The following is a 23,016-nucleotide window of genomic DNA, read 5'->3' as shown; positions in this document are numbered from 1 at the left end:
AATCCTTCGATCGCTTTACACTAGGCGCATCCGCCACGCAACGGTCCGGCGGAACCGGGAACTCGCCACCGTCGCGCCTCTCCTGCGCGCCAGAGGCGGGACGCTTCACAGGCAAGGGGCGGCATGAAGAAGGACGAGGTGCTGGGCGGCCGGTACAAACTGCTCAAGCACCTGGGCAGCGGCGGCATGGCTGTGGTCTGGCTGGCGACGGACCTGCGGGACGACAGGCTCGTGGCCGTCAAGTGCCTGCGCACGCAGAACGAGCTCCTGGACTCGCTCGACGAAGACGAGGCACACGACGAACTCCGGCGCATGCGTGGCCGGTTCCGGCGCGAGGGCACCCTTCTGGGACGGTTGCGAAACAGGAGCATTCCCGAGCTGTACGACCAGGGCACTCATCACGCCGAGCCCTACCTCGTCATGCGCTACGTCGCCGGCAAGCCCCTGCACCGGTTCTTGGAGCAGTACACCCCCACCATCGAGGTAAGCGCGGCCATCGGGGTTCAAATCGCCGAGGCACTGACCTGCGCCCATGACCTGCCGGTGGTGCATCGCGACCTCAAGCCGTACAACTTGATCATCGATGAGAACGGCGTGGTCGTCCTCATCGACTTCGGCATCGCCAAGCCGCTCTGACCCGGCGTCACCGACTACACCCAGCACGGATCCACCGTCGGCAGCAGAGGGTACGAGGCCCCGGAGCAGATCCTGGAACGCCAGATCACGCCGAAGACCGACTTGTATGCGCTGGGCTGCGTCCTCTACCACCTACTGACCGGCCATCCGCCCTTCTCCGGGGACGGGCTGAAGGACCAGCATGTGCATGCCGCCCCGATCCCGCCGACCTGTCATGTCGGGCACATCCCGGCAGAGCTCGAGAGGCTGGTACTGAAGTTGCTGGCCAAGGAGCCAGAGGACCGGCCGGTGGACACCCGCATGGTCGCAGAGGTGCTGCGGAAGTACGCGCCGCGTCCAGGTGACGCTGCCCCGTCCCCCCGGCTAGAGCCGGACCCGACGCGTCCGTTGCGCTTGCCCGACGAATACAACCTGCCGGCCGCGCCTGCGACACCGGTAGCTGCGTCCAGTTCCGGCAGGAGACGACGCGGTTCCGGGTTCCTCAGCCGCCGGATGTTTCAGGAAGTCACCACCGAGGCCGCAGCGGAAGTCGAATCCGGTGAGCCGGCGAGTGCGGTAGACAAGCTGCTGGAGCTGTTGCCCGCCGCCCGCCGGGATTGGGGCGCTTTCGACCCCGGCGTCCGGACGGCTTTGCGCGTGACCGCGAACGGCATGCGTGTGGCCGGGCGTTGCAAGGAGGCGATCGCGCTCTATCAGGCTCTGGCCCTGCGAGCTGAGGGCAAGGAGAGCCCGGATGGTCTGGCCGACTACCTGGAGGGCACTCTGGGTGCGGCGGAGTGCCGTATCCCCTTCGGCGACTTGCTTCCGGCCGCGGCGGCGCGGGCCATGGTGCTCGAACAGATGGCCCATGTCACGGGCCCGCGCGCCGAAATGCTGACTGAGCGGTGCCGAGAGGTCGGCATCGAGCTCGAGGAGCTGGGATTCGGCATCTAGGCGATCTTGCGTAGGCAAGTTGCGCTCTGGCTGGTAGGGACAGCTCGTCGGGGGAGCGTGCCTGGGCGGTGGCGTACTCCTTGCGTCTTCGGAGATCCTGTCCAGTCCAAGCTCTTCAGCGATCGTTCCCCAGCGCCTGTGGGCCAACATCCATGCTCGGCGGCAAGTCACGTACAAGAAGGTCCGGCGAGTGCACCGCAAGCGACCGGCGGCTTGCTCACGGACGCAAAGAGTGCAGCTGTCCCGCTGCGAGCCCGTCCCCGAAGCTCCGCACGAGAGCCTCGCCCACCGATGCGACCGAGCGGAGCGACTCCTCAAGTGCCAGGAGTTCTCTGAAGGCCGCCGCATACGGCCGTTGTTCAGCAAGTGCGAGCTGGAGCACCTGTAGCTTGCGTACGTCGATGCGGGCAGAGCTAGAGGTGTGGGAACCCGCTTGCCGCGCGTTCGCGGACGCGCGCAGGCAGCCTGCGAGGAACCAGGGGTCCAGGACTTCGGGGTCCGGGCGCAGTGCATAAAGCTGGGGTCCGAGCACCAAGGGCGTCTCCTCTTGGACCCAGACGCGATACGCCCTCTCGACACCCGCCACGACGACATCCCCCGGCTCGGCCACGGTGAACGAGCCCGTACTGGCGCCCCGCTCCACCTCGGCCCGGGCGAGCCAGCCCCCCGGCTGTCCTCCCATGACCAGGTCGGGAACGCTCAAGGCCGGTACCGCGCCATCTGGCAGCGCGTCGCCGTGCAGTAGTTCACCGGGGAGCGTCTGCCCCTGTTGCAGCTTGAGGGCATGGGCACGGTGCAGGTCCGAGACCGTGACCGTGGACAGCGCCTCACTACCCGTCGACAGGTCGATTGCCGCCAGAGACTGGGAGTGATCGCGCACTTCGTCGAGCAGGCCGCCCAGGCGCCCCCAGGACTCATGAAGCTTGGCCTGGGCCTCTACGGCCGTCTCCGGTACGTGGCGGGCCGGTGTGAGATCTGTCTGTTCATCGAGCAGGTCCACCATGGGAACGGTGACACACCCCTCAGGCAACTGCTTCCCTGCTCCTGCCTTCCTTTCTCCAGACCAGTCATAAGCACGTACCGCATCGAGTACGCGGCTGGTCAACTGCGGCCAATCGATACCTTGAGCTCCTCTCGTCGCCCCATGCGATATGGCTGCGTCGAGCAGAAACAGGCGTTCGCCGGAAGCAGCGCTGCCCTCAGACGCGGGCATCCGGAGAATCCACAACTGCAGCGAGACGCTGTGCGGTTGGGCGGCCCCGGCCGGAAGTGCGACGACTCCCTGCAGAGCGCCCGTCCGCAGTAGCGCCCCACGGATGCGCCTACCTGCGCGCCGGGAGGCCACCGCCGGCGGTAGCAGGAGTACAGCCACGCCGCCTGGCGCCAGTCGCGCCAGCGCGTGCTCAATCCAGGCGAGTTCGGGCTCGGTCCTCGGTGGCAGGCCGTAGACCCAGCGGGGGTCAGTGGCCAGTTCCTCATGGCCCCAGTCGCGCGCGTTGAACGGGGGGTTGCACAGGACGATGTCGGCCCGGACACCGTCGTTTGGGTCCGCGCGGAGCGAGTCACCTGCCTCGATCCTCACACCGCCGCTTCCCTTATCCGCGTCGGCGAAGCCCAGCTGCACTTCCGCCAGCGCGGCAAGTACCGGGTCGAGTTCGGTACCGATGAGCGCCGTAGTCCCGGGATCGGCGTCGGCGCTTCGCTCCACCAGGCCCTCACCGGCGGCCAGGAGCAGCCCGCCGACACCGCAGGCGGGGTCGAGAACGGTGATCCGCCCATCCGCGCCCCAGCGCTCCTCCGCCCTGACGGCAAGAGCAACGTCTGCCATCAGTCGGGCCAGTGGGGCTGGAGTGGTGCCGACCTGCCGCACATGGGCGTCAAGCCAGCGTGTGAGCAGGAAGGCGAATGTCTCCCGCTCTCCTTCGTATCGTGCGACGTCAACCGTCTCGTTGATTACGCGAGCGGCCTCGTCCGGGAGCAAGGAATGCTCGGGTGCGGCCTGATCCGCGCCTGTCGCAGCAAGCAGGCGGCGGCCGACTTCGGCGAGCGCCGCGCCCATCACCGCACGATCCCCCAGGGCCTCATAGTGCGGCCACAGCCGCTCGCGCAACCCGATCCGCTCGATCTTCCCGTGGGCGTACAGCCACCGTTCGACCTCCGCAAGGGAGAACTGCGGGCTGGTGTCTGTACCGCCGACCGACATCGGGAACGAGTCATGGCGGCGTCGCCAGTTGCTTACCGCCGCTCGACCAACGCCCGCGATGCGCGCGATTCCCGCCAAGGTAACGGGCACATCGTTGGAGCCTGACATGTGATTCTCCGAGCAGGAGGGCGACTTTCGGACGGGTCTGACACGGATGCCAACACCGTAGCTCAGCCGCCCCCATCAGGCCAATCATTGACTGAGTTCACAGACACTTCGTCGATCGCGCACTCTTCTACGACGGCCACCCAAACGTTCGAGTGCACAATTCGGGCTCACAACGCTCGGTCCCCCTGTCGGCATTGACACCACCGTGCCTCCGCCCCGCCTGTCCAACTGAAGGGAGACACACGAAAGGACAAAAGAAGCGTCGGATCATTCTCAAGACACGCGCACGGTGCCGCCCATGACCACGCCGACCAGAAGCTGCCCGGCGGACGAGAACACCACAGCACTCACAGCGCGTTCCGCGGCGGGCAGAAGGATGCGAACGGCATGCGGCGCTCCCGGGTCACGAGGATCCTAAAGCCGCACCAGGCCACATGCTCAGATCTCGCTTCCAGTAGCCCCGGGCCGGTGTCTGTCGCACCGCCACCCGCATGCGTAGAACCGTGCAGGGGCCCCACACTTCGTCACTCCGGCTCCGCACTGCCCCCGATACAGCGCCGACCCTGCAGCAGTGGGAGTACCAGCCAACTTGGATCGCGGTACGCGCGGACCCGGAATGTCCGCTAGCGGGACATCATGTGCGTTGTCCACTGCCGGGGTTCGCACTCGGCATGTTGGATCGCCCTCGCCCATCACGTTCTTCGCCCGCCGCGGGTACGCGACGCCGGACGGCGGTTCCCCCGCGGTCGCATCGCGGAAGGCGGCATGGTCCGCCGCCGGGGTCCAGAACTCGAAGGCCGTCCGCTTCACCTTCACCGTCGCCCGCACGTACAGCCCCGACGCCGCCTCCCGAATGAACGAGTCGAAGGGAACCTCCGCCGGCCGAGTCGTCGGATGCCACCTCCCGCACTTCCCAGTCCCTTTCCGCGGACACGGCCCCGGGAACCGCTCATCGCAGCGCACCAAATCGATCCGTCGGACACCACCGCGGAACGGGAGCGGGCTGTCACGCCGAACGATCAGCTCGAAGGGCAGCTTGTCCGTGCGCAGCCACGGCACCACCAGTGCCTCCGCCAGTGCCCGGCTATCCGTCTGCCACGCGTCCACCAGCCCCGCCCTGCGGGCAGCTGCGTCCCGCGCTGCGATCTCCCGTGGGTTGACTGGAGACAGTTGCGACTCGAAGCCCAGCAGGACACCGTTCGCTCCCCGTATCAGGACGTCGCTGCGAATCTTCCGGTCTCTGCTCGCCCGCTCCGCCGTCGCATGGTGGCCGCCTTCCTCCGCCGCGCGGACCGCCCTCTCCTTGTACGCCTTGTGCTCATCCGACTCCCCACCACCGCGGTGCCGGTCCTGTGCGTCGCTGCGGGTGTGTGAGGCGACCACCCGGCCCCTCCGCCGGTACAGGTACATCGGCTCCGTGTAGCCCAGTGTTTCGCAGATCTCCGCACATGTGAGACCGCGCACGGCTACGGGCAATCGGCGGTCTGCCAACAAGCGTTCCAGGAGCACGGCCCCGCCTGCCACTCCAAGATCCGGCTTGGTCAAGTCCAGGTCTCGGTCGAACCCCGCGAGTTTCACGTACCTGTTCGGCACTTCGGCCTCCTCCCCCCGCTACATGACCGCACCGAGCCGCTAGACATCCGGGGCATTCCCCCAAACGTGATCCGGTAGTCCAAGGCCCGGGGCCGCGGCCGACGTTTGGGCACGCGCGGCATCGTGCACGCTCAGGACGAACCGGTAGGCCCGATGTTCAAGGGCGAGCTGCCGACAGGGATCACGGTCGACGCCCTCGACAAAGGCCAGGCCGTATGTGTCCGTGCCCGTGACAGCTGTCTGCACCTTCCACGGAACGAGGGGCCGATAGTGCGCGAGCTGGACGTCTTCTATCGCGTGAAACCGGGGTCAAGTTGATACGCGCGCTGCACAATCAGGTTTGAAGGATGCGCTGTTCCGATCGAGCGCAGGCCGCAAGGGCCTGCGAAACGGCTGCAACGTGAAGGTGCGGATATCGAATGGCCCACGATGACGCCTACCACTGGCCTCCCGAGCTGTTGGAGCTTCTGATCGAGCTGGTGCCACGGCTGAGCCGAAGCAAGGACGGAGTCCTCGGGTTCTTGCGCGGAGCGGGCGTCAGTGAGCAGCTGCTCGCCGCACACCGGCAGCAGCTCGCCGCTGACAGATCAACGATTAGCAAATACAAGATTGTTCGTACCGTGCTCAGCCAGATCAACGAGCAAGGCGACGCCGGCCTGGGGGTTCGACGAGAGCTGCTCAAGCGGGCGATCGAGTTCGAGGACTTCTCCACACTGCGGCCGGACGATCGACTACCGGCACAAGGGTTGCAGGCAAACGTGCGAAGCCTGGTGAACGTCAAGGACTCATTCACCAGGATGAGCCAGGCGCGTGACGATGAACGGGCAGCACGCTTCGCGGCACGCACCGCCGAGTCGGAACGTCTGGCTCGGCGGCGCGCGGAGTTTCAAGCACTTCGCGGCCGACTCGCCAAACTCTTCGACGAAGCGGACCCGCGGAAGCGGGGCACCGCCCTCGAAGACGTACTGAACGATGTGTTCAAGGCCGAGGGGGTCCTGATCAGGGAATCCTTCCTCCTGCGTGACGAGGACGGCCATGTGGCCGAGCAGATCGACGGCGCGCTGGAAATGGACGGGGCCCAGTACCTCGTGGAAATCAAGTGGCGGGGTGAACCCGTCGAGATCAACGCAATGAGCCGCCACCTCGTTCGGGTCTACGGACGTTCGGAAGTCCGCGCGCTGTTCATATCGGCCTCCGGGTTCGCCGGGCCGGCGATCAAGGAAAGCGAGCGGGCCCTGAACCAGCGAGTGATCGTTCTCGGTGAACTACGAGAACTCGTCCTCCTGCTCGAACAGGAAGGTGAAGTCGCACACTGGCTGCGCGAGAAGGTCCGCATCGCTCAGCTCGACCGGCGCCCCCTCGCCGTGCTGGGCACCGACTTCTGAATCACCCCTGACCCAGGAGCAAGACTTCACGTGCGCGTCACTGCGCCAGCCACCGCCGGAGCGGGGCTCGGACCCCAGCCGTTGTGACACCTGGTCATCCGGGGCCGACCTGCAGCTGACCAGGGCTGGGGCTGTACCGACTTCGGCAGACGGGCGCACCTGGACGCCAGACGCGACACGAGCGCCCACGAGGAAGTCGAGCAGGCAATCAGAGGCACGCCCGACCACAGGAAGCGGTGCAACGGCCTCGCCAGGATCCGGGCCGAGCGTGTCGAGCGCGTTCCTAGCCTAAACCTGACGCACGAGGGACCGCCGCGGATACAAGCCGACAGGGGTCCACATCAGTCACAGCAGTCACACGCGAGTCACCAACAGCGTCGACGCACCTGAACCACAAGGACCCAAGCAGGGCAAACACTCCCGACCTGGACTACCTAGACGCCACGAGACGCATTCGCCTACCTGTGCCAGGTGGTACCCAGTGAGGCACCCAGGATCAGGACCGGGGCGTCTTCTGGCCCGTCAAAGCGGTATTGCAGGGTGTTCATCGGTGTCTCACTCACTCGCCTGACCCTCTCATCTGTCATGGACGCCCCTATGAGCGGGGGGCTGGTTCCGTGGTCCTGACCAGGTGGGGCTTCCGGCTGCGTGGCATTTAGGGACGACGCCGTACAGTCCCGACAGGACCGGGCGGTGCGCACCGATTCCGGAGGCAGAATGCCACGGCATCGCCGCCACTGGCCGACTGTCCCGCCCGAAGGCCGCCGGGAGCCAGCTCCGCGCGGCTGGCCACCATGCGTCATGCATCCCGAGTGGCCCGCGAGCCGCGGAAGGCGGAGCCCCCGCCCCTCCGGCCCACGCGCACCCAGCGCCTGACCGTCCTGAACACCAAGACCCTCGCCTCTGAACGCCGCATCGCCCTCCCCACCGAATGCATCAGCTCCGTCAAGATCCACCTCGGCCAGCCGCTCGACCCCACCAACCTCACCCGCCGCCTCCACCTCCACAGCGCAGGGCTCCGGACGATCCGCTTCCACGACCTCCGACACTCGACCGCCACGCTGCTCCTGGAACAGGGCGTCGTACTCGTCGTGATCAAGGAACTTCTCGGCCACGCCCACATCGGCGTCACCGTCAGCGTCTACGCCCACGTCCGACTCGCCTCCAGCGCCAGGCCATCGATACTCTCGGCACCGCCCTTGACGGCCTGACGGGCCTCGGCGCTGTAGGCAACAACGACGACGAACCACCGCCCTGCGCCCCGCTCGTCCGCTGACGTTGCCGTCAACTACTGCCGTCACCCCACGCAAAAGCCCCGCCAGGACACGCCTGACGGGGCTTCAAATTTGCGGAAGTTACCTCGCTTCGATCAGGCTGCGAGCAACTTCCATGAGGTCCGCCATCAGCGGAGCCGAGACATCGCCCGCCTGCGGATCAATGGCCAGTAGAGCTGACGACCAGCTCCCACCGTCCGGAACGACGATCGCGGCGAAGGAAGCCTCCGTCGGGTCGCCGCGATAGCGGAACTCGATCACCCGCTCCCCAGCAGTGGCATCTTCGAAGTCGATCACTTCGATCTCCGACTCACCGAACTTCACTGTGCGCATCTTCTCCTCCTCCCCTCAGTCCAAGAATCCGGAGAAGCTGCCGCCTGGGGTGAAGCGTGCCCCAAGACCGTTCGGCAGGCGAATATCGACGACGTCTTGCCACTGTCCTCCAATTCGCCCTCGCCCGCGCGTCTCCGCCGCGCCCGGATGAGTGAGGATCTCATCCAGCATGTCCTGGCCAGTTGCGTTCCATGTGCCGGGGTTCTGCCTCCCGGACGGCGTTGGCCATCCATTCGGGTTCCCGTTGCGCCCTGCATGCTTCTGGAGCGCCCGCCCAGCCATGCTGTATTGGCCGCGCTTGTCCGAAGGGTCGATCTTGGCCCCCGACTGCGATGCGAAATCAACATCGATCGAGCAGTTGCTGTTGTGAACGAGGACCGGCGTCTCCCCCGCCAGCACATAGTACGTATGCAGCCCCGCAATGGTGAGGTTATAGGTGCGCTGGTGGTCCCCGTACTGGCGAGTGGCGGCCACGGTGACCGTGCGGCCGTCGTCCGTGCGCAGGGTCGCGCCCGGCTTGAGGTCTCCGGCCTCGACCCAGGCCTTCTGGTTGACCGACCAGAAGGGGTGCTCGTAGGTGGCGGTCAGTTTTTCAGGGCCGTCAGGGGTGGAGATGGTGAGTTCGGTGAACTGCTTGTCGTCGTCGGTGACGATAGTCGCGGTGACTTCGCGTTCGCTGGTCTCGCCGGTCTCCGGGTCGGTCGCCAGGACCTTGTCGCCGAGTTCGACCTTCTCGATGTTCTTGGTCGAACCGTCGGCCATCAGGACGTCGGTGCCGGCCAGGAAGCACTTGCAGCCGCGGGATACGCCCTTACCGGCTCTCCCTGCTGATCCCTCTGCCCTCTTCGCCTTCTTGAGCGCCTTCGCCAAGGCCTTGGCCGGCGCCTTGAATATCTTGCCGAACGGGAAAACCTCCGCGGCGGTAGAGCCACAGTCCCAGTTGGCTCCGGGCTCGTCCCAGCATCCCTTTGCCGCATCGACGTCAGGAGTGACCAGATCCGTCAGGTCGCTGAAGAACTGCTTCGGCGTGGGCGGTTTGGGGAAGGGGATCGGATTGAAGGGGAGCCCGAACTCCGTCTGGGTCATCCGGCCGCCACCGCCGCCGGTGTACAGGGCGTTGCTGGCGGACCCGCTGCCGCCCCAGTAGCCTCCGCCGATGTTTCTGCCGCCGCCCCCGCCGAAGCTGGGGCTGGCGTTGCTGTCCGAGCGCTGGGAGCGATAGTAGGAGACGGCCTTGTTGTAGAGCTTCTTCGCCGACCGCATCAGACCGATCACGCCGGACATCGAGAACATGCCCGTTGCGTCGGAGTACACCAGCGGACTGTTGTTGCCGTAGGCGTAGCCGTTCATCTGCTGCGGATCCGTCAGGTCCATGAGTGGGTCGACGGAGATGAAGCGGCCGGTGGTGGGGTCGTACTCGCGGGCTCCGAGGTGGATCAGGCCGGTGGAGGTCGTGTCGTCGGTGCCGCCGACGAACGTCTTCGTGCCGGGCCAGGCCTTGGGCTGCTCGCCGCGCGGGCCACCGAAGGGCAGCGTGCGGCGCTGGTTGAGCTTCAGGTCCGCTGCGGCGACGGAGAGCTGGCCGGTGCCCTGGTGATCGGCGGTGGTGAAGGTGACCGTGCCGTCGTCAGCGGTGACGGCCTCGTGTCCGCCTCCCAGAGGGGTGTAGCGGGTGGCCTTGGCCTTCGAGGCGCCCTTGGGGAGGGTGACTTCGGTGTGGCCGAGGTAGAGGGTGGTCTCCGTCGGAGTGCGGGCGATCAGGCGGTTGCCGTCGGTGTCGTAGAGGTACTCCGTGGTCTTGCTGGCCTTGGTCTTGACCTTGGCCTTGGTCTTGGCCTTGCTGTTGCCACTGGCGTCCGGTTCGGTGACTTCGGCCAGGTGGCCCTCGGCGTCCCAGGTCAGCTTCTGGGTGTCCCCGCGCAGGGTGCGGGCTGTGGTGTTCCCGGTCGCGTCGTAGCCGTAGGAGTCCTTGGTGGCGGTTCCACCGGGCTGCTGAGTGGTGACCGAGGTCAGAGTGTGCGGCTGCGCGGTACCCGGCTTGGGGTACTCGTAGGTGCGCTCGGTGTCCTTGGCCTTGTCGCCGGTGGCGCCGCTGGTGTCGTGGAGGGTTTCGGTGAGGCGGTTGCCTGCCTTGTCGTAGGTGTAGGAGTGCCAGTACGGGGCCGGGCCGCCGATCTTGTCACCGGCCGGGGTGGTGCCACAGGTCTTGTCGCCCTGGGCCCACGCCTCCGTGATACGGCGCAGGTAGTCGTAGTTGAAGCACTGGGTGTCGGTACCGGTGCGCGAGACGTCCGAGACGGACAGGACGTTGCCCGCCTCGTCGTAGCGGTAGGTGTCGTGCTGGTCGACGCCCGGCTGGTCCTCGCGGTCGACGCGGGAGGTGGCCAGGCGCTGGGTGCCCCACTCGTAGGTGTTGGTGGCCCAGATCTTCTTCCCACCCGAGGCACCGAGCGTGTACTGGAGCGGTTTGCCCGTCAACGAGTAGCTGGTGTCGGCCTTGAAGCCGTCGCCCAGGACGGACAGGGGGCGCAGGGTCTCCTTGTCATAGGTGGTGTTGTAGCTGCCGCCGGGCAGGGAGCCCGCCTTGGAGTAGCTCACGCCTCCGACGAGGCCGGAGGGCAGGTACTGGGTGCCGGTCTGGTACGTGCCGGCCAGCGCGCCTTCCTTCTCGGGGATCACCACGGCGGACTTCATCGGCCGGTAGAGGGAGTCGAGCATGGTGACCTTGGACGTGTACGCGGCCCCGTCCACGTAGCGCGTGGACTCGGCCAGCTGGCCCTTGGCTCCGCCGAGGGTGTCGTAGACCCACTTCGCGCGCAGTTCCCCGGTGGGGCTGCCCTCACGGAGCTCGGTCTTGCGGCCGAGGTTGTCGTAGATGTGGGACAGGACGGTCTTGCGGGCGTCTTCGGTCTTGGTGACCTGGCCGCGGTCGTCGTACGTGGTGGTCGTCTTGCCCTTGTCCGGGTCGTCGGTGCTCGTCTGACGGCCCATCTGGTCATAGTCGTACGACCAGGAGTTGCCGGCCGGATCCGTCACCTTCGCCAGTTCACCGCGCGGCGTGTACGCGTACTTCGTGGTGTCGTAATCCGCGGTGCCGCTGCGCGTGTGGTGTTGGCGCAGTTCTGTGGTGCGGTCACGTGCGTCGGTGAGTGTGGTGGTGGCTGTGTCACCTTCGGGCGGGATGATCGTGGTGCGATCGCCGCCGTAGATGGTCCTGGTGGTGGCCAGGACCTTGCCGCCGTCGCCGTTGCCGGCGATCTGACGCAGCTGGACCGGGCGGCCCAGGCCGTCGTAGGTGGTGCGGGTCTGGGACTCGACGCTCAGCGCGTCTTCCGGCTTGAACAGGTCGCGGTTCGGGTTGCCCTCGGTGTAGTAGGGGGCGAACGTCTTGGCGGTCAGGCCGCGTTCGTCGTAGAAGGTGTCGGAGAGGACGCGGCCGCCGTCCGGGCCGACCGCCTGGGTCTGGCGCTCGCGCAGGAAGCCGTCGTAGATCGTGTACGAGGGGACCTGGCCGCCGTTGTTGTTCAGGGTCTGGGTACGGACCGCGACCGGCTTGCCTTCGTCGACGAAGTACGTGAACTCGTAGCTCGGGGTCTGGCTGGTGCGGCGGTCGGGCAGCCACACCTTGGACGAGCGGCCGAGCGCGTCGTAGCTCAGCTCGGTGCGCTTGCCGTTGGTGTCCACCGTGGCCTGCGACTGGCCACGCAGCGGCTCCAGTTCGGTGACCGAAGTCTGCGCCGAGTCGGGATCGGCGGCCTTCGCCGGGGGCGTCGTCTCGGTGACCTTGGCCGCGAAGCCGGTGGCCGGGCTGTAGCTCGTCGTGGTGGTACGGCCGTCCTTGCGCACACTACGGACAGGGTCGCCGTTGCCGGTGACGGTGACATCAGCGGTCAGGTCGGTAGCCGTCAGCTGACGGCCGTAGTCGTCGAACGTCGCGCCGGACTCCAGATAGGTGGCCTTGGAGCCGTCGTGCTTCTTCAACGTGGCGGTCGCCGTGGCATCACCCTTGGTGGGAGCCTCACCATACGCACCGCCCTCGTAGGCGGTCCGCACATCGGAGACGACGTCCTTGGCGCGGTCCGGTGTGTCGGCGCACGCGCCCGTGACCGTCTCCACGCGCGACGGCAGCATCAGGATGTTCTTGTCGGTGTTGGTGGCATACGTGGTGCGGGTGCACTGGTTGTCGGAAGCCGTGGTGCTGTCACCACGGTCGTCGACCTGCACGGGGCGGCCCGCGGCGGTGTCGTACTCCGTCGCAACGGACGTGGTGCGCCAGTCCTTGCCCGCGCCGTCGTCCAGCGAGGTCCAGCTCTTGGAGTGGGAGACACCGGTGAGGTTGGCGGTCACCGTGCCCCAGTCACGCACCTTCTTCGCCGTCTGGTGGCGCCAGGGGCGGTTCACCGTCTTGGACAGCGCCTTGCCGCCCGGGCCGGAGTAGGTGACGGTCTTGTACTCGACACCGGCTGCGGACTCGTGGTCGGTGATCGGCTCGCCCTCGTCGTCGCCGAGCGCGACGTCGACGGACTTGGTGCCGCCGGAGGGTTCCTTGCGGTCGCCGTCCATGCCACGCAGGAAGTAGGAGTCCTCCTGCGTCTTCAGCGCGTCGCCGCCGCCCTGGCCACCCGTCTTCACACGGACGTGGCCGTAGCCGCGCCACTGGGACCAGGTCTTGAACCTCTTCTTCGTCAGGCCGTCGTCATCGTCGTAGTGCCAGGCCGCGTCACCCAGGTAGTCGTACGTCGTGACGGCGTCCGGTGCGCCGCCGGTGCGGTCGGTAGTGGTCGTGGAAGTGACCACGTACTTGTTGAACCACTGCTTCTCGGGGTCGTCCCCCGAGTCCCCGCCGATGTACTGGGGAAAACAGCGGGTGGTGTTGGAGTGCGGAGTGGGCAGCGCGTCCCACTTGCACGCCGGGGCCGAGTAATCGACGTCGATCTGGCCACCGGACTCGTCAGCGACCGTAGCCAGACGGTCCTTGATGAACGGGGCGTATCCGTCGCCGATCTTGTCCAGGCGATTTTCGAGCTGGGTGTAGGAGAAAGTGGTCCGCGGCAGCGTCACGGCGGGCTCGGCGGTGTGGCCCGTGCGCTCGATGGAACCGAGCAGCAGCTGGTAGTCGACATCGGCCTTGCCCCAGCGGTGACGCAGCTTCCAGGAGTCGACCTTGCTGTAGGCGTCGCCCTTGAGGACCTGGGTGGTCACACCCGTCAGTCGTTTACGGGTGAAGAAGGACGGGGCCAGGCGGCCCTTGTCGCACTTGCTGCCCGCCTTGCAGTTCAGGTCCCACGGCGTGTCGTACCAGTAGAAGGCGTCCTTCTCGATGTCCTTGCAGTCCGTCTTGCTGTCGACGATGCACCGCTCCGCCGTGGTGAAGTCGACCTTGGCCAGCGGCTTGTCGCCGTACATGGAGGAGGACTTCAGGCCGTACTCGATGTGCTCCAGGGAGCCGCCGCGCGTGTAGGGAGTGTCGTCCTCGGCCTTGAGGTTGCGACCGTAGGAGTTCTTCTCCTCGTCGTAGTAGTAGGCGATGGCATTGCCACGCGGGTCGACGACGTAGTCGAGGTTCCAGCGCCATGCCTGCTGACACCAGGACTCGGCGAAAGAGTCCTTGTGGCAGGGCTCGCTGCTGTCGTTGCCGAAGACCGGCACCGTCCACGCCGAGTCGGTGGTGGCCTTGCCGTCCTTCCATCCCGGCAGACGGTTGTAGCCGAAGTAGTACCGCACACCGTCCGGGTTGGTCAGACGCCAGTACTCACCGTCGTTGTCCCCGTTGCCGCGGCTGGTGGACGAGAGCTTCTTGATGCGGCTGCCGTCGTCCTGCTGGAACTTGAACTCGTCATCCCCGACCGGGACGAGCTCGCCGCCCTTGCCGTTGAACGTGATGAACGCGTTGTCGTAGTCCCAGCACTGGTCACCGGGCTTGTTGCCGTCCGCGTTCTTCTGCCCGTCATCGGCGCACCCCTTGTAGCGGCGCTCGATGTAGCCGGGCCACAGATCGAACCCGTCACCGACCCAGGAAGCCTGGTTGTTCGTGTTGCCGGTGCGTCCGTCCATCGAGCCCGAGGAGTACGACAGGCCCACGTTCGGCTTCAGATCGCCCGGTACTTCCGGTACCGGCATGTCGTACGACCAGGAGAAGTCACCGGTACGCAGATCCGTGTCCCACTGCGCCGACGGGGACAGCGAGGTCGCCTTGTAGTCACTGTTCTTCCCGCCCTCCTCGGCGACCGCTGCCAGCACGGTCGGGCCGGAGGCGCGCAGGGTGACCGCGTTCGCGGTCAGGGTCTGCTTCTCGGTGTCGTTGACCGTGCGGACCGGCTTACCGGTGCGGCACTTGTCCTTCGAGGGCGCTTCGAGGGCGCAGCTGGGCAACTCGACCAGGGTGAGGCGGGAGGCATAACCGCCGCCGAAGGCCTCGGCGAAGCTGGAGTAGTCGACCTTCGTCTGGACGGTGCCGGCCTTGTCGGCCTTGCCTCCCCCGGATTCGAGGGTGAACAACAGGCCGTTCACACCTGCGCGTTCGGCTGCCTTCCGGCTCAGCACCCGGGCATCGACCCCGCCACGCGCGGCGGAACGGGGCTTGGTGGCGCTACGGCCGGCGGAGCGGGCAGCAGCAGCCTTCGGAGCGCCGACGGACAGCGGCAGGCCCTTGGCCCGCTTCGGTGCGCCGGCGGCCTTCGGTGCGGCATCCGGGACGGTCACCACGGCGGAGCCGGGGCGCGGCCAGGCGGCCTTCGGCTTCCGTGCGGGCGTCGTCGGCCCGTGGTCTGTCCTGCGCGGTTCGGCCCGGGCACCGTCGCGGCCCTTGACAGGCTTCTCCGCCGCGGGAAGACCGGGGCGTCCGCCGCTGTCAGCGGTCGCCGTGGAAGTGGTGGCTGCTTGTAGCAGCGTGCCCACCATCACGGCGGACACAGCCACTGCCACTCTTCGCCTCAGCCCCTTGCGGCCACGGCGTGGTCTGGATATGCCGTTCATCAAGTGATTCAGATCCCTTATGTGCCGCCGGTAGGACGGCATGCCTGACTGCCCGTCGCATGCGGGCAGGGTCGGTGACGTTGAACAGGTACAGAAGTGGAGTACGGGTGGTGGGCCCCGGCACCGGGGCCCACCACGTGAGCGGTCGGCTCAGTCGTCCGTGGGGACCTCGGTGGGCACGTCGGCCCAGCGGCTCTCCAGTCGCTGGATCTGGGCCTGGGACAGGGCGCCCTGGAAGCTCCACACGTCGTCGACGGTTCCAGGGAAGTACTCGCCCCAGGTGCCGTCCGTCTTGGTGCGGCCGACTTGGAACGACTTGGTCGCCTTGAAGGCCAGCGTGTCCTCCGCGCTCGAGATGAGGTCCTGGCAGCCGGACTCATCAGCCTCGCCGTCACCGTCGGCATCGCCGCACGCTTCTTCTTGCAGCGCGCCGTTCACATACAGACGGACCTCGTTGGTGAAACCGTCGTAGACGACCGCCAGGTGATTCCAGTCCGTCGCATCGGTGAACTCGGTGTTGGCGACGCTTTCGACCGAGGGGTCGGAGTCGTCCTTGTCCGGGATGGCCAGCTCCCAGCGCCCCATACCCTCAAGGCCCCTCTTGCCGGACTTGGCGGGCACGAAGCGCACGGTGAACGCGCTCTGTCGGCTGCCTTCCGCACTCAGGAGCGCGACCTGGCGCTTGGGGAGCGCGGCCGCCTTGGCCCAGGCGGTCACGGTGTAGCTGGTGCTGGTGCCCATCGGCACCCCGTTGGCAGCCGCGTACCCGTTGGTGCCATTCAGATCAAGACCGTGCTCGTCGACCATGCCTTCGCCGGCCTTGGCGCCTCCGTGAAGCTTCAGCGGCCGGTCTTCGTCGGAGGAGTCCGGTGTGCTGGCCGGGTCGGCGCCGGTCACTGTTTCGAAGTTCCAGCGGCCCTTGACCAGCGGGCGCTGCTTGAACATCTGCCGCACCTCCTCGGCCGAGACGGGCCGGTCCAGCAGGCGCACCTCATCGATGGTGCCGGGGAAGTGGCTCTTGACCTGCCCGTCGTAGGAGCCGGCGCCGATGTACATGGACTGATCGGCGTAGAACGCTCCGGCCAGCTCGGTGGTGCCGGCCTCGGTTCCGTTCACGTACAGCGTCAGGGTGTTGGCGACAGTGTCGTGCACGCCCACCAGGTGGGTCCATTCCCCGATGCGGGCCTGGTCATCGTCGGCCTGCATGGCCCGGATGGGCTTGGCGTCAGCGGCGTCGGCGGAGTACTGGTTGACCGCCCACCGGTCGTAGGCGGAGGAGTAGTACAGCTCGAAACCGGAGGCCTTCTTCCCGGCCTGTGCCGTGATGATCGCTGCCCCGTCCGGTTTCTTGCTGAGCTTGGCCCAGGCCGAGACGGTGAAGCTGCGCGAGGTGTTCACGTGCGGGCCGCTGTTCTTGCCGATCCGGGCGTAGCCGTCGCTGCCGTTGAACTTGGCCGCCTTGCCCGTCACGCCCTGCACGCCGGTGGTGACGCCGCCCTGGTACGCGGCCGGAAGCACGCCACCGTAGCCGGTGATCTCGTTCGCTTCGGCCTTCTCGTCCAGGTCGAATACCGCGACCGCGGGACGGCCGGGGTCACCTGCTGTCTCGTGCGCGCGCAGCTTGTCGACCTCGTCCTGGGCGAGCGGCTTGTCGAACAGCTGCACCTCGTCGATCACACCGGGGAAGAAGGCCGACGGTGCACCGCCGTAGGAAGCGGCGCCCAGCTGGAAGCCGCGGCGGGCCTCCCATGGATCGGCGTAGGCGGCCTGGCCGACGAGTTTGCCGTCCACATACAGTTCCAGGACGTCTCGCGCCGAGTCGTAGGAGCCCACCAGGTGCGTCCACTTGTCCACGCCGACGCCGCCGGGCTTGTCCGCCATGACTCGGGCGATGCTCGCGTCAGGGGTGTCGGACTTGTACTGGTTGAACGCCCACCGGTCGTACTTCTGGGTGTAGTACAGCTCGAAGCCCGGGCTGTGATTGCCCGGCTGGGTAGCGATCACCGCGGCGCCCTCGGGCATCTTCGACAGCTTGGCCCAGGCCGAGACGGCGAAGCCACGGCTGGTGTCCACGACCGGAAGGTCACTGGCGGCGTAGCCGTCCGTGCCGTTGAAGGAGGCCGCCGAGCCGCGCACACCGGTCGCCCCTGGCGTGACGCCGCCGTGCAGCTGCGCGGTGCGCGGGGGCGTCGACCCCTTGGCCTCGCTCGCTCCCTTGGCTTCATCCAGAGACCAGGACGCACGGTCGGGCTGGCCCGCTTTGACCCGGAACTCGTACGTATGGATCTCACTGCCGTTACCAGCCGCGTCGAAGGACTGCGCGGTGATGAAGTTCGGGCCTGCCTCGGCGGGCAGCGCCGACAGCGTCTTGGCCGCACCGCCCGTTGTGGTGATCTTGTTCTTCGAGCTGGGGTTGACGTTGATGCCGTACCGGTAGGACGTCACGTCCTTCTCGGCGGCGTTCAGCTCGAACTTCCCGTACTTGCCCACCCCGTCGTACCACGGGTCCTTCGGGTCCTCCGAGTCGGAGGCCGGGTAGTCGTTCGAGGTGATCGAGGGCCCCTTGGGCACCTTGGTGTCGTGGACGAAGTAGCAGGCGGTCGGGTCTCCCGCGTAGGACCACGGCGAGTACTGCGCCCCGTCATAGACCCGCGCATACCAATTGACCTGCTTGTTCTCGGGAATCGACCCGGGAAGGCTGATGTTGAAGTCGGAACCGGACTTCTTGGCGGAAGTGCGGTCGGGCTTCCAGCTCCCGGTCCTGCCGTTACCGGCATCCCACTTGGCCTGGAACTGCACCGAGACACGGTCCCCGTCGGGGTCCTTCACCTTCTTGGCGCGGATCTTCCCCAGCGTCCTCACCCGCGGTGTGCTGCCCGGCTTCGCGCAGACGCCTCCGTACTCCATGCGCAGCTGTGACATCTTCAGCTGAGACGGCGGACGGTTGTACTTCACCCGCAGGAACGCCTTGTTCGAGAACCGCTTCCAGCCGTACGCGTCGGACTCACTGCCGGCCCGCAGACCGAACGTCATCGTCCGGTCCTTGTCGTCGGACGCGGCCTGCACGGCCGACTTCACCGAGAACTCCGCGTCCTTGGCCGCACAGCCTTCAGCTCCGTAGGCGAAGGACTTCGAGGACAGCTCCTTCTTCCAGAACCCGCGTTCGTTCTGCGAGTTCCACGTCGTCGACGAGGAGATGTCCTCGGTCTGCCACAGCTCCACCGAGCGGTCCGAGCAGGAAGCCGACCAGGTGTTCTTCACCACGAACTCAGCCGACAGGATCGACTTTCCCGCGAACTTCGAAACCGGGATGCGGTAGAACAGCCGCTTGGTGTCATGCGGCATGCAGTAGTACCAATTGCAGTACCCCATGCCCGCGTTGTTCTCGCCGTTGAACTTCCACTGCGGCGAGTCGGCCCAGTACTTCGACGCCATCGTCCACGCCGTTGCCCGCGGCGAGGACCACTGCGGGTCAATGAACACCGGATAGGTCGTGCCCTTGCCCTTCAGCACGTCCTCATCCGGGGTGAGCACCAGCTCCTTGCCGTTCACGGGGACCTCCACACCCACCGGCGCGAGCTTGCCGGACTCCGCGGCTGCGGGCTCCGAGTCCTGCTGCGGGGCGGCGCTGCGCAGCGCCTTGGCTCGGGACCCGGTGGCCTTCTGCCTGATCGGGGCGTCGCCCTGGCTGGAGTCCCACATCATCGGACGCGGGGCCTCGAATACCGCTCCCTGCGCGCCCATGTCCGACGCCTCAAGCCCGCCCTCGGTGGTCTCCTTCACCTCCAGGCCGTCGGCCGCGAGCTTCAGACGCACCGCGGCGAGCCCAGGACTGGCGGCTGCCTTGGCGGACTTGACGACGAGGAGCTGGGTGAATCCGTCCTCCTGGGCGCCCATCCGCAGGTCCACGTCCGGCAGCACGTTCTCGTACGTGGCGGTGTTGCCGTCGAGCGTGGGCTCGGGCAGCTTCCCCGGCCAGGAGAGGGCGAGCTCGCGACCGGTCTTCGTCATCCGCACCAGCGGCTCGTCCCCGCCGCCGGAGAACTCCAGTCCGACCGTGGTCACCTTCGGCGCCACCGAGCCGTCCGCAGCCTTCACGAGGCCGGTATCGACAGCTTTCCAACCACCGTCCGCCCGAGCCCTTACGGGCCTCACATACTCCCGAGCTTCCAGGTTCCCGTCAGCTGTGGCGTAGACGTCGCTCGACTCTCCGCGCATTGATGTCACTTCGACCGGCCTGCCGGTGCGCTTGGCTTCGTCCTGAGCGGCTTCCGCAGTCGCCGCTCCGTCAGGTGCCGCTTCCCCCGTGGTTGTTGTGGGCGTCTCGCCTCGCACATCCGGAACCGCCTGCGCCGCCGGTGCGGCACCCGCCAACAAAGCTCCGGTCAAGAGCCCTGCCAGCGTCCCTGTAACTCCGCGCGAGTGCGCGCGTCTCCACATACTGAACCCGTTTCAGACACAAAGATGAAGATTCCCTTAATGGGTAATCAGGCGACGACACTATGCAGTCGACAAGCAAAGATCGATGGGGCAATCCCTCCATAAGGTGCCTATGGGGTGACCTCGGAGTGCCGTTGATCATGGTTGCCCCAGCAAGGGCATCAGTTTCATCACGTTCAGAAAACGCAAGAAAGCTGCATATTTGTGAAGCCCCGGCGGTCCCACGTGGCGACGTGGGCACGCCCAAGCCGAGAAGCGCCCGGCACCGCCCGGCGGCCCGTCCTTCGTCCCCGATCCCCACGGTGTCCCCGGCGCCCGGCCGTACCGCACCGGCGACCGGGCGAAGCTGACGGCCGAAGGCACCATGGAATTCGTCGGACGCGTCGTTCGACCACCAGGGGCCTACTGCCCACCGGCCGAACCCTCCGCGCGGCCCAGCGCCGATGCCCTCTCCGCCGCGTTGCGCGCTCACGCCACCAGGGCGCTGCGGCGCCCGGGACGACCGGCGCCACGCCTCCACCGCCCGGGAGCGAACCGGAAAACGCCTTCGAGACCGCCGCGTACAGCAGGGGTGACGGCGACCGCGTAGCAAGCTGAGCGGGACCGGCCATGCCCGGCACGGCAACAGGGCCCGGACCGCGCGTCGCGGTCCGGGCCCTGCCCCGTGCGGTGCCGCCTTGAGGCGGTGGTGCGTCAGCTCTGTGCGGCGTCGCCGCTCGTGTGCCCGGCGTCGCCCTCGGCCGCGCCCACCTTCTCGCGCATCTTGCGCACCAGCTCCGCCTTCTGGTCGGCGGCACCCTGGCGGTCGAGGTTGCGGTGCGGGCCGTTGTTCTGCCGCTCGGCGCGGGACAGCCTCTTGCGCTTGCCGCCGCCCATGCCCACGGGGTTGTTGATGTTCTTGCTCACGGGTTCTCCCGGAAATGGTGTGCGGTGATCTACGGATTCATCGGTGGGGGACGGGCGCGGCGACATCGAAGGACGTCAGCAGGGGCCCGTCACGCTCTCACTCGTAAATCGGCGTCTGGAAGAACATGACCAAGACGTTACCCGGTTCCGTCGGTCCCGCACACCAATTTTCTCACCGTGGGACATCGGCCGGGCCCTCGGTGAGTGCCCGGGGTCAGGTGTTGGGGGTCGGGCAATGGGGGTCGCGCGCGGGAGATCGCGCGTGGGGTCAGATCTGGCCGCGCCAGGCACCAGTCTCCACTCCACCGCGCTGCTCGATGAACGTCTTGAACCGTCCCAGATCGCCGGTGACCTGTCGTTTGACGAAGCCGAGCTTGTCGCCGACCGTCTCGGCCAGGCCCTTGGGGTCGAACTCCATTTGCAGCATGACCTTGGTACGCGCGTCGTCCAGGCGGTGGAAGGTGACGACGCCGGCCTGCTTGGCCTCTCCCTCCACCGTGGTCCACGCCACGCGCTCGCCAGGGATCTGTTCGGTGATCACGGCATCGAACTCCCGCTCCACCCCGTCGATCTTCGTCACCCAGTGGGTGAGCGCGTCGCCGCGCTGCTCGATCCGCTGCACGCCCTCCATGAACTCGGGGAAGGTCTCGAACTGGGTCCACTGGTTGTACGCGGTGTTGACCGGCACGTTGACCTCGATGGACTCTTCGACTTGCGACACGGATGACACCTTTCCTTGTGGACGGGTCCGGGTGCACCGGCCTGACCGGGCCGTGCACCGCTCTCGCCCCCTCCGGGTGCCCCGAGCCCTCGCTTTCACTCCCACCTCTGCTGATCGGACGCCCGTGGGCGGTGTGTACAGTCGGCTCGCCCCGGCGGAGGCCGGACGCGCGGGGGCGACCGTTTCCGACCGGCAGGGTGAAGCCATGGCGGTTCCGACGACGTCCGAGCGCAAGCAGCGGATGCGGCGCCGCCTGGAGCGGCTGATCGGCATCGCCGCCACCGAGGGAAACACGCTGGTGCCGCTGCGCAACGGCGACGAGATCTTCACGGCGATGCTGGACGCCATCCGGGGCGCCGAGCACACCGTGGACATGATGACGTTCGTCTACTGGCGCGGGGAGATAGCCCGCCAGTTCGCGCGGGCGCTGGCCGACCGGGCCCGCGCCGGGGTGCGGGTGCGGCTGCTGCTCGACGGTTTCGGCAGCCGCCTCATCGAACAGGATCTGCTGGATCTGATGGAGGCCGCCGGGGCCGATGTGGCCTGGTTCCGCAAGCCCTTGTACCTCTCGCCGCTGAAACAGAACCACCGCTGCCACCGCAAGGTGCTCGTCGTCGACGAGCACACGGCGTTCACCGGCGGGGTGGGCATCGCCGAGGAGTGGTGCGGCGACGCCCGCAACGAGAACGAGTGGCGCGACACCCACGTCCAGGTGCGCGGGCCCGCGGTGGACGGCATCGCCGCCGCCTTCGCCCAGAACTGGGCCGAGTGCCACGACACCCTCTTCGACGACCGGGACCGTTTCACCGGCCACACTCCCGAGGGCGACGCGGTCGTCCAGGTCGTGCGCGGCTCGGCCAGCTTCGGCTGGCAGGACATGCAGACCCTGATCCGGGTCATGCTCGAATCCGCCCAGCAACGCTTCCGCCTGGCCACGGCCTACTTCGCACCCGACGCCTACTTCATCGAGCTGCTGTGCGCGGCCGCCCGGCGCGGCGTCGAGGTGGAGATCCTGCTGCCGGGCCCCCACACCGACAAGCGGGTCTGCCAGTTGGGCGGCCAGCACCACTACACCGAGCTGCTGGCCTGCGGTGTGAAGATCTACCAGTACCAGCCGACGATGATGCACACCAAGGTCATCACCGTCGACCGGGTCGCCGCCCTGATCGGCTCCACCAACTTCAACCGCCGCTCCCTCGACCACGACGAAGAGGTCATGCTCGCCGTCCTCGACGAGGGCTTCACCGCCACCCTGGACCACCACTTCGACGAAGACCTCCAGGTCAGCGAACGCATCGAGGAGGCCCGCTGGCGACGCCGCTCCCCCGCGCAACGCCTACGCGAGGTGGCTGTCGCCCCTATCCGCCGGTTCCTGTAGCGGGTCAGGCTTGAGGGAGCTGATGCGCTCAGGGGGGAGGGCGCTGCGGCGTCCGGAGGCCAAGGTCATGGTGTTCGGGCCGGCCACGCCTACATCGGCGAAGAATCTCGGCGCTTCAGAATTCTTCGATC

General features: G+C 67.2%; 9 protein-coding genes and 3 pseudogenes. 4 read left to right on the top strand and 8 right to left on the bottom strand.

The window, feature by feature from the left end; all coding sequences use genetic code 11:
- Positions 1-123 precede the first annotated feature (123 nt).
- A pseudogene (locus CP975_RS36000) lies at positions 124-1,569 on the top strand (serine/threonine protein kinase).
- 217 nt (positions 1,570-1,786) lie between these two features.
- Here CP975_RS36000 and CP975_RS29480 read toward each other — a convergent pair.
- Together CP975_RS29480 and CP975_RS29475 are read right to left on the bottom strand one after the other, a co-directional pair.
- Positions 1,787-3,880 (bottom strand): SAM-dependent methyltransferase, encoded by a 2,094-nt coding sequence (locus CP975_RS29480; RefSeq protein WP_055530769.1) that lies wholly within the window; start codon positions 3,878-3,880, stop codon positions 1,787-1,789.
- 438 nt (positions 3,881-4,318) lie between these two features.
- Positions 4,319-5,473, bottom strand: a complete 1,155-nt coding sequence (locus CP975_RS29475; RefSeq protein ID WP_055530771.1) for a hypothetical protein — start codon at positions 5,471-5,473, stop codon at positions 4,319-4,321.
- A 419-nt stretch (positions 5,474-5,892) separates the two neighbouring features.
- On the opposite strand from CP975_RS29475, the gene CP975_RS29470 reads away from it, so the two are divergent.
- Positions 5,893-6,858, top strand: coding sequence for a restriction endonuclease (locus CP975_RS29470; RefSeq protein ID WP_055530773.1), 966 nt, complete (start codon positions 5,893-5,895; stop codon positions 6,856-6,858).
- Between the two features lie 464 nt (positions 6,859-7,322).
- Here the strand turns inward: CP975_RS29470 and CP975_RS35995 are convergent.
- A pseudogene (locus tag CP975_RS35995) lies at positions 7,323-7,457 on the bottom strand (bifunctional 3-oxoadipate enol-lactonase/4-carboxymuconolactone decarboxylase PcaDC); the annotation flags it as partial.
- Between the two features lie 249 nt (positions 7,458-7,706).
- Here CP975_RS35995 and CP975_RS35990 point away from each other — a divergent pair.
- A pseudogene (locus CP975_RS35990) lies at positions 7,707-8,134 on the top strand (tyrosine-type recombinase/integrase); the annotation flags it as partial.
- 79 nt (positions 8,135-8,213) lie between these two features.
- Here CP975_RS35990 and CP975_RS29455 read toward each other — a convergent pair.
- The 5 genes from CP975_RS29455 to CP975_RS29435 form a co-directional block, all read right to left on the bottom strand.
- Entirely contained in the window at positions 8,214-8,465 is a 252-nt protein-coding gene (locus CP975_RS29455) for a hypothetical protein (protein ID WP_055530775.1), read from the bottom strand.
- A gap of 15 nt (positions 8,466-8,480) precedes the next feature.
- Positions 8,481-15,365 (bottom strand): polymorphic toxin-type HINT domain-containing protein, encoded by a 6,885-nt coding sequence (locus CP975_RS29450; RefSeq protein ID WP_150478006.1) that lies wholly within the window; start codon positions 15,363-15,365, stop codon positions 8,481-8,483.
- 225 nt (positions 15,366-15,590) lie between these two features.
- Entirely contained in the window at positions 15,591-19,658 is a 4,068-nt protein-coding gene (locus tag CP975_RS29445; RefSeq protein ID WP_055530779.1) for a LamG domain-containing protein, read from the bottom strand.
- 915 nt (positions 19,659-20,573) lie between these two features.
- Positions 20,574-20,786, bottom strand: coding sequence for a DUF6243 family protein (locus CP975_RS29440; RefSeq protein ID WP_055530782.1), 213 nt, complete (start codon positions 20,784-20,786; stop codon positions 20,574-20,576).
- A 268-nt stretch (positions 20,787-21,054) separates the two neighbouring features.
- Positions 21,055-21,507 (bottom strand): SRPBCC family protein, encoded by a 453-nt coding sequence (locus CP975_RS29435; RefSeq protein ID WP_055530784.1) that lies wholly within the window; start codon positions 21,505-21,507, stop codon positions 21,055-21,057.
- Positions 21,508-21,712: 205 nt separating this feature from the next.
- Between CP975_RS29435 and CP975_RS29430 the strand changes: the two genes are divergently transcribed.
- A complete protein-coding gene (locus CP975_RS29430; RefSeq protein ID WP_055530786.1) occupies positions 21,713-22,885 on the top strand; it encodes a phospholipase D-like domain-containing protein in 1,173 nt (390 codons plus the stop codon).
- Positions 22,886-23,016: the final 131 nt, after the last annotated feature.

This window comes from Streptomyces alboniger (genome assembly GCF_008704395.1).
Classification (GTDB): Bacteria; Actinomycetota; Actinomycetes; order Streptomycetales; family Streptomycetaceae; genus Streptomyces; species Streptomyces alboniger.
Note: the sequence above shows the minus strand (reverse complement) of the source record. Positions and strands in the feature narration are given on the sequence as shown.